This window comes from Acinetobacter sp. 809848 (assembly GCF_000581275.1).
GTDB classification, from domain to species: domain Bacteria; phylum Pseudomonadota; class Gammaproteobacteria; order Pseudomonadales; family Moraxellaceae; genus Acinetobacter; species Acinetobacter pittii.
Genome location: NZ_JEXG01000042.1, coordinates 26,004 through 33,570, shown reverse-complemented (window position 1 = coordinate 33,570; position 7,567 = coordinate 26,004). Strand labels below are relative to the sequence as shown.

8 protein-coding genes and 1 other RNA gene are annotated in these 7,567 nt (G+C 34.5%); 3 read left to right on the top strand and 6 right to left on the bottom strand.

Features of this window, described 5'->3' with window-relative positions:
* Window positions 1-605 precede the first annotated feature (605 nt).
* Window positions 606-1,016 carry a hypothetical protein gene (locus tag J536_RS21240; protein WP_032063876.1) on the top strand — a complete coding sequence of 137 codons (411 nt, stop codon included), beginning with the start codon at window positions 606-608 and terminating at the stop codon, window positions 1,014-1,016.
* A gap of 49 nt (window positions 1,017-1,065) precedes the next feature.
* Here the strand turns inward: J536_RS21240 and J536_RS21235 are convergent, their stop codons facing one another.
* The 6 genes from J536_RS21235 to J536_RS21215 all read right to left on the bottom strand — a co-directional run bounded on the left by J536_RS21235 (window position 1,066) and on the right by J536_RS21215 (window position 5,452).
* Entirely contained in the window at window positions 1,066-1,698 is a 633-nt protein-coding gene (locus tag J536_RS21235) for an SOS response-associated peptidase (protein ID WP_032063875.1), read from the bottom strand.
* Window positions 1,699-1,710: 12 nt separating this feature from the next.
* On the bottom strand, window positions 1,711-2,463 hold the full coding sequence (locus J536_RS21230) for a hypothetical protein (RefSeq protein WP_155758157.1): 753 nt from the start codon (window positions 2,461-2,463) through the stop codon (window positions 1,711-1,713).
* Window positions 2,464-2,731: 268 nt separating this feature from the next.
* Window positions 2,732-4,084 carry a tyrosine-type recombinase/integrase gene (locus J536_RS21225; RefSeq protein WP_032063872.1) on the bottom strand — a complete coding sequence of 451 codons (1,353 nt, stop codon included), beginning with the start codon at window positions 4,082-4,084 and terminating at the stop codon, window positions 2,732-2,734.
* 149 nt (window positions 4,085-4,233) lie between these two features.
* Window positions 4,234-4,418, bottom strand: a non-coding RNA gene (ssrS, locus tag J536_RS24875) — 6S RNA.
* Between the two features lie 192 nt (window positions 4,419-4,610).
* Window positions 4,611-4,895 (bottom strand): cell division protein ZapA, encoded by a 285-nt coding sequence (locus tag J536_RS21220; RefSeq protein WP_005070547.1) that lies wholly within the window; start codon window positions 4,893-4,895, stop codon window positions 4,611-4,613.
* On the bottom strand, window positions 4,892-5,452 hold the full coding sequence (locus J536_RS21215) for a hypothetical protein (protein WP_002117619.1): 561 nt from the start codon (window positions 5,450-5,452) through the stop codon (window positions 4,892-4,894). Before J536_RS21215 ends, J536_RS21220 begins: the two co-directional genes overlap by 4 nt.
* A 64-nt stretch (window positions 5,453-5,516) precedes the next feature.
* Between J536_RS21215 and J536_RS21210 the strand changes: the two genes are divergently transcribed.
* Window positions 5,517-6,146, top strand: a complete 630-nt coding sequence (locus J536_RS21210; protein WP_002117501.1) for a UPF0149 family protein — start codon at window positions 5,517-5,519, stop codon at window positions 6,144-6,146.
* A 67-nt stretch (window positions 6,147-6,213) separates the two neighbouring features.
* Window positions 6,214-7,536: a Xaa-Pro aminopeptidase gene (gene pepP, locus J536_RS21205; protein ID WP_032063871.1), complete on the top strand. Its 1,323-nt coding sequence runs from the start codon at window positions 6,214-6,216 to the stop codon at window positions 7,534-7,536.
* Window positions 7,537-7,567: the final 31 nt, after the last annotated feature.

Below are 7,567 nucleotides of genomic sequence, written 5' to 3'. Positions count from 1 at the left end.
TGGTGCAATTTCGCTCATAGAATATCCCCTAACTTGAATTTGTAACATATTCAAGATGATATGCTAGAGCTTAGTTAAATTTCAAATTTAAAAACTTGTGGATAAACAAGTAGAAGTCACAAACTGACGTGCTTAATCATACCGTTGGTCAGAAAGTGAACATATGGAATTGAAAAATATTTCGCTTTTGTATCACTAAAAAAATTATTTTAAAAAATACTATTGTTAATATGCGGTATATAATACATTTTTTATTAATGATTTTTTCTTTAAAATTTTTTGAAAGTTTAACTATTGTAACACTAAATACTAATAAAATAATTAATAAATAATATCGTTTTTATTTTTAACATATTGTTTTTATTGCACTTTATTTTATATAAAATAGAATTTTATAATAACAATTATAATCTATTATATTTTGTTATTGATAATAATTATTATAATGTTAGACAGGTTAGTCTTTTGTTTGTAGACCGATAATGTTTAAAAAAAAGGGTTATTATTTTGAAATATCTAGTTACAAACAGGTGGTTTTAATATTATATAAAATTTGGCTAGTATTGATTTGGTTATTTTAACTCTTACAATGGATTTATTTTTTTATGAGAATTTTTTCATATTTATTAATCATAACAGCAGCAGTAATTTTTTATTTTAGTATAAAGTTTGGATTTGATTTAAAAACAGCCTTTTATACTTTATTTTTATTAGTGGCTTGGTCAGTATGTTGTTATTTTTTATACAAATTTTATGATGATATGGGATATCCAAAAATCTGGTTTTATCTATTTTTCGGTATTTTATTAAGTTTCTGTTTTTATCCTCTTTTAGAGTTTTATTCATTTAAACCAATCACATATAACTGGTTGGATTGGATAGGCTTTAACGAGGAAAATGTTAGTAATCAAAATGAACAAAAATGGTTTGGGCGAAGTTATGGTAAATTTGGAATAACAGTTATCTTTTCATTAGTCGCAATAATAATTCAACTGTTATTTGATAATGATGATTAATAATATTTAAAATAACTGTCGAGAATGGCAGTTATTTTTTTATAAGAATTTAGTCAGCATATTTTAATTTGTTTTTTGGTTGAGCTGTGAACTCATCAATAGGCATATCTAAGAAAAACTCCTTAGCTTCTTCATGTTTACAGTGTAGCCAGTCATTCCTTAGCTCGGGTGGAATAACGATGATAGAGCGCTTCTCATCGGTCGGCGCATGAAATTGATTCATGAAAGGGTGGTTATCAGAATTAATTGTGAGCATGCTCATAGATCTGATTTCTTCGCCGTTCACTACCGCATATTCATAAATACCGGCAATTGTAAAAGGCATATCATCTTTCCTATAAATCCCCCACCATTCTGGCTTATTGTTTATGTACTTCGGTTCAAAAATCACATCAGCAGGAATTAAGCAGAATTGGTTTTTCTTCCAAGCATTACGGAAGCTAGGTTTTTCGTGAACTGTCTCAGTTCTTGCGTTGTAAGTGTTGTGTACCTTTTTAAGTTCTTTGACCCAAGGGGCTACTAATCCAAATCTGGCTAAACGCCATTCCATTTCATCTTTTTTAGAAAATAGAAGGGGAGCTTTATAATTAGGGTATATGTGAGATTTATATTCAAATGTTGGCTCAAACAGGTCCAGCAAGTGAATTCTATCTTTTGCGATTGGTTCATAGTTTGAGCACATAATTTAAATACCTTAAGTAGGTAAAGCGAATAAAATACCGCGCTTTTTAGGGCTGGAATTTTCTAAATTTGTTACTGAATATACAAATAAAATTTCATTAGATTGTTCATATCCCTCTTGATCTAGATAAATAAATTTAATTCGGTCATTAACTTGTTGATTGAGGGTATCTATTGATGAAAGTTTAACTTTTAACATAATTGAAAACTCTTGATCGATATCAATATTTTTTTTACTTGTAGTAATAAATATTTGATTTTTTCTACGTGCCGCCAAATAAATAAAAGGTGAGGATTCATTAAAAGGTTCAAGATAACAATCAATAAGTTTAATATCTGATTTGAAGTTAATTATAAACTCATCATAATCGTTTTCATCTGGGAAAGGATTATTTTCATAAATGACATTAGTATTTTTTATAGTAGCTTTTAAGGCTTTTCTTCTATTCTCCTTTTCTTGCAACAAAACACTTAATTGTCTTTCAGCAATCTCAAGATTTTTATCTTGTTGCTTCATATTAAGCATAAGCCATAAAAATGCTAATGGAGCAAAAATACCAGAAAGAAAGCCTCCAAAATCGCCAAGATTAATAGGTTCGAACTTTAAATGTAAGTTACCCCAATGCAAAGTATTATTATTATCCAAGGGATGGATCATTAAATTAATTAAAATAATAAAAAAGAAGACAGTAAAGGAATATACAAGATACCTTAAGCTAGATATCTTTTTTGCAAAGTGCACAAAACTAGAAGAATTATCTTTCATAATGTCCTTTAAATTTTAAATAAATATTATTGTAGCTAATTATCTACATGACCTTTCTAAAATTACATTATTTCTGTTTGTCTAACTCCATATCACGCTAATAACTATATAATTATTTTGTAAACCTAATGACCAGCCCATCTCTTTATAGAATGGTTCACCATATTTAATTGTGTGCTCGATATAAAAGTAAACCCAATCTTTCATTTGCAAATTCTCAATTTTTTAGTAAGTGATTAATTATTTAGATCTATATTAACTAGCCTAACTATTCATGATATCTGCTTATAATAATATTGTTATGCTCAACCCATTTTTCTCTCATATTCCTTATTAATTTTTGTTCAAAGTAGATTCTGTTTTTGATTAAAGCTTTTGAAATATCAGATAACACAACGTTTTCAATCATATTCATAGCTTTGCGAAGATCATCAAATGTCACTTGGACATATCCATCGGTTACATCGTTATCATCATCACCAACCATGTGATTAATCAGTTTTTTAATTGTATAACTACCAATTGCTAGACTATTTGCGATTGTTCCGAAGGTTCTCCGCAAGTCATGAAAAGTAAATTGAATACCAGTTGCTTCAGTTATCGTATGACGAGCCTCACGCTTATCAACAATATGTGAATCAAGCGTTTCACCTGCGAAAACGTATTTATTATTGCCAGCAAGTTTTTTTCGTTCAGCCAAAATATACCACAGCATTTCTCCCATCGGTAGGAGAAGATCTTCATGATTTTTCGGATCCTGAATTTTTATAGTTCCATATTTTAAGTCAACATTTGCCCATTCCAGTGTTTCACCTTCTTCTCGTCTGAATCCAGTTAGGATCAATAGGAGTAAGAAGTCCTGATTTGTGTATGCACGATGGTTTAAATTTTGGTTGCCTGCCCACCAAGTTGTACACACAGCAAGTGACCAATCATGTATCTGGTCTGCTCGAATATACCCTTTACGGCGTTTTATCTTGTTCCATTTTTTTTCCTTATAAATAATCCCAACAGGGCTTTTTTCTGTGATGATTTTTTCATCATTATCGTTATATAGAATTGAGGCATTGAAGTTGTAGACAGCTGATAAAAACTTCATTGCAAGATTTGCCTGCGCTAAACTTCGCTCAGATAAATCCATATGCTTGTTTAAAGTCATTTTCTGAGAAATCTCAGTAATTTTGATGTTTTTCCAATCTTTAAAATAATCATTGGCACATCGGTCATAAGCATCAATTGTATTAGCGCTTAGCTTTTTTTTACTTTTGTAGACTTCATAGGCTTGTTCAAGCGTTGGGATTAATTCATTTGCTTCTTTTTCGGATTTAAAGTCATTCTTTAATTGTCTTTTTTGAGCAACTGGATCAATACCCTGATGCATCATTAACAATATTTTTTTAGCTTCAGTACGTGCTTGCTCAAGAGTATATACGCCATGTTTGCCAATTGACTTCCTTTTGTTTCGACCGTCAGGCATTCTCGTTTCAACAAAATAGGTTTTCGACTTAGTTGCAATTACGCCAAAACCAATAGTAACTGAGTCACGATAAAATTTACTTCCGCTTTCTTCGAGGGGGATACTGTCGATAAATGTTTTATTAAGCTTATATCTTTGGCTCATGGTGACTTAAAAGGTGTGAAACGATATACAGCAATATAACACAATATTTTTGAAGCCTACTATAAGCCTATTTTTGATTGTTTTACTGAAAAATAATAAGTTTTAAAATTGATCTTTCTTGTCTTAACTTGTTGTTTTTATAATAAAATAAATGCTCCGAAGATGCCGCTGCATGTGTCGTTACCCTGAACCCGATGAGTTCAAGGTGGACGCGACGTATACTTGCTGGGTTTCCTACTCGAAGGTAGGCATACACTCTAAATATACAGAACGCAATCCATAAGTTTAAGTATCGGCAGGGGAATAGACCCGCTGGCGAACATCCCAGAGATAGCTTAAGTATAACCGATCTGACTATGTTGGCAATCACTTGAGTCTATGGAACTGTAAACTTAGTTTGCGTTTGATGAAGCTTTGTACATTGAACGTGGATAAAACGATATTCAACCGTAATGGATAGTCAAAAATAAAAATGCCTTGCATCTATGATTTATAGAGCAAGGCATTTTGTGGTAATCAAAGCTTGTTAAATAACCTGTTCCACATCTTCTAAAATCGTTTGCAGTAGGCGTTCACAGTGAGTGTATTCCTGCAAAGATTTATTAAGACTCAGCACTTCTTGAGTTAACTGTAGAGCGACCATAATGACTAGTTTGTTGTGCTCAACACGTGGGGCACTACGGCGCATGTCATTAAATTTCTCATTGAGAAGTTGTGCAGCGCGTTCAAGTTCATCTTTTTTATCTGAGGTAGTCGCGAGTCTAAAAGTTTGCTCAATCAGCCTAAGCTCTACCATGACTTGTTCACTCATGATTGGATCTCCTCACCAGTTTCAGCATTAGGATGGGCAAGTTGCTGGATTTCTTGAGCGTGTTGATCTTGAGCAGTGCCTAAAATTCCTAAACGCTGAATAATGGCTTCAACTTTTGATTTGGCAAGCTCATTTTTTTGTAACAAACGGTCACGATCTTGTTGTAAATCATGCAGCTCTTGTTGGGTTTGACGCTGGTGGGCTTGTAACTTCTCTTTTGCAACACGTAATTCATTTCGTTCTGCAAGAATTTCTTGAAAACGATTTTTTAAATCAGTCGTACTTTTTTCTAATCGGCTATAACGTTCGGCAAGTGTGTTAGCATCTTGATTCAATTGTTGAAATTGGCCTTTTAACTGAGAAAGTTGCTCAGTTACCGACTCAATTTCCTCTTGTTTTTTAGTGATAATACTATTTTTTTGCACAACTTGTGCGTGATGCTCTGTTTCAGCCAGTTCTTTAGCTTCCGAGAGTGCCGCATGTTCACTCTCTAAATGATGTAAGCGTGTTTTTAAAACGCTAATATGCGCTTGTAGCCGCTGTAATTGTTCTAACATAACGAGGTCGCACAGAATTGCAATCAAAGGTAATATATACAAAGTATAGAGATTGGATAAACGAATGCAAGACGATATTTCAGGCTGGACAGATTGGAACGCTCATTTTGAAGGAATTGAAGAAATTTCAAGCCCTAGTGAGTTACATGGTCTGTTAACAGGTATTGTTTGTGTGACAGAAGCGCCTACGCGTGAAGAATGGTCACAAATTTTAACAACCCTTAATGTGCCAGAGTTAAGTGAAGATGCTTTAGCGCTTTTGACTGACGAAGCAGAAGATGTGGTTCATGCTTTATCTGAAGATGAATTAGATTATCTACCAATGCTTCCAGATGATGAACATCTACTTCAAGAGCGTGTGCAAGCATTATCTGATTGGTGTGCGGGTGTTGTGTTAGGTTTTGGTTTGGCATCGGGTCATGTTCGTAGTGATGAGCGTGAATTGATTGAACACCTTCAAGATGTTGCAGCAGTTGAATTTGAAGATTCTGACAATGATGAGGAAGGTGAAAGCAGTTACGAAGAATTGTATGAATTTGTACGCTTAATCCCTGTGAGCTTGTCTATTGGCAGAAAAAAAATCACTGTAGCTGAAAGTTCATTATTGAAAAACTTTCATGCAAAAAGTAAAACTGCGGCTCTAGGTACAGATCAGAATATTGTAGAAATGTTCACACCACATCGTCCAAGCTAATTGAGGCGATGTGTTATTGGTTGTATTTTATTTTTTGACTTTAAAATTCTAAATCAAGTAGATCATTATGAAATTGCCTCAAGTTGATTTTCAACATCGTAGAGACCGTTTAGCAGAAAAAATGGGTCCTAACAGTATTGCAATTATTGCAACGCGTGAGGAGATGTACCGTAATCGTGATGCGGATTATAAATTCCGTGCCGATAGTAGTTTTTTCTATTTGACGGGCTTTGCTGAGCCTGAAGCAGTTGCGGTTATTGAAACTTTTGAGGATGTAACTGACTATAGCTATAGTCTTTTTTGCCGTGAACGTAACCGCGAGATGGAAATCTGGAATGGTTACCGTGCCGGAATTGACGGTGCAATCGAAGACTATGATGCAGATGAAGCTTATGCAATTGACCTGCTTGATGAAGAAATTATTGAAAAGTTATTAAATAAAGAACGCCTTTATTATCGGATTGGGCAAAATGCTGCGTTTGATGCACGAGTGAGCCAGTGGATTAAAAAAGCAGATGCTGAGCATCGACATCAAGGTGCTCCAGCTCAACTGGTACAGCTCGACCGTATTGTTGATGAAATGCGTTTAATCAAGTCACCACAAGAACTTGAGCTGATGCAAACTGCTTCAAAAATTAGTGCTCAGGCACATACTCGTGCGATGCAGATGGTGCGGCCAGATATGATGGAATATGCGCTTGAAGCCGAGCTCAATTATATATTTGGGCAAAACGGCTGTGTCCCATCTTATAACAGTATTGTTGGTGGCGGGTCTAATGCCTGCATTTTACACTACGTTGAAAATAACCAACCTCTTAAAGACGGTGATTTAGTCTTAATTGACGCTGCATGCGAATATGAGTTCTATGCGTCAGATATTACCCGTACTTTTCCGGTCAATGGTAAGTTTAGTGCTGAACAAAAAGCATTATATGAAGTTGTATTGGCTTCTCAATATGCGGCGATTGATGCAGTACGCATTGGTAATTCGTACCGTGAGCCTCATGAAGTAGCCGTTAAAATTTTAACCGAAGGCCTAATTGAGTTAGGTTTGCTCAAAGGTGATATTAACGAACTTATCGAAACCGAAGCATACCGTCAGTTTTATATGCATGGTACAGGCCATTGGTTAGGAATGGATGTACATGATGTCGGGTCTTACAAAAAAGGTGAAGACTGGCGTCAATATGAAGAAGGTATGGTCGTTACCGTTGAACCAGGGCTATACATTGCACCAGACGATGAAACTGTAGATAAAAAATGGCGTGGTATTGGTATTCGTATTGAAGATGATGTAGTCGCAACATCAAAAGGTCCGCGAGTTTTAACTGCTGATGTAGTTAAAAATATTGCAGATATTGAACATTTAATGGCGCAAGCTAAATCATAATTAAACGTATTCGCCAAAGGAGCACAACTCG

Excerpts from the sequence above, each read along its gene's own strand:
- J536_RS21230 (WP_155758157.1), bottom strand. The coding sequence starts at position 2,463 with ATGAAAGATAATTCTTCTAGTTTTGTGCACTTTGCAAAAAAGATATCT.
- J536_RS21220 (WP_005070547.1), bottom strand. The coding sequence starts at position 4,895 with ATGAGTGAACAAGTCATGGTAGAGCTTAGGCTGATTGAGCAAACTTTT.
- J536_RS21240 (WP_032063876.1), top strand. The coding sequence starts at position 606 with ATGAGAATTTTTTCATATTTATTAATCATAACAGCAGCAGTAATTTTT.
- pepP (WP_032063871.1), top strand. The coding sequence starts at position 6,214 with ATGAAATTGCCTCAAGTTGATTTTCAACATCGTAGAGACCGTTTAGCA.
- J536_RS21215 (WP_002117619.1), bottom strand. The coding sequence starts at position 5,452 with ATGTTAGAACAATTACAGCGGCTACAAGCGCATATTAGCGTTTTAAAA.
- J536_RS21210 (WP_002117501.1), top strand. The coding sequence starts at position 5,517 with ATGCAAGACGATATTTCAGGCTGGACAGATTGGAACGCTCATTTTGAA.
- J536_RS21225 (WP_032063872.1), bottom strand. The coding sequence starts at position 4,084 with ATGAGCCAAAGATATAAGCTTAATAAAACATTTATCGACAGTATCCCC.
- J536_RS21235 (WP_032063875.1), bottom strand. The coding sequence starts at position 1,698 with ATGTGCTCAAACTATGAACCAATCGCAAAAGATAGAATTCACTTGCTG.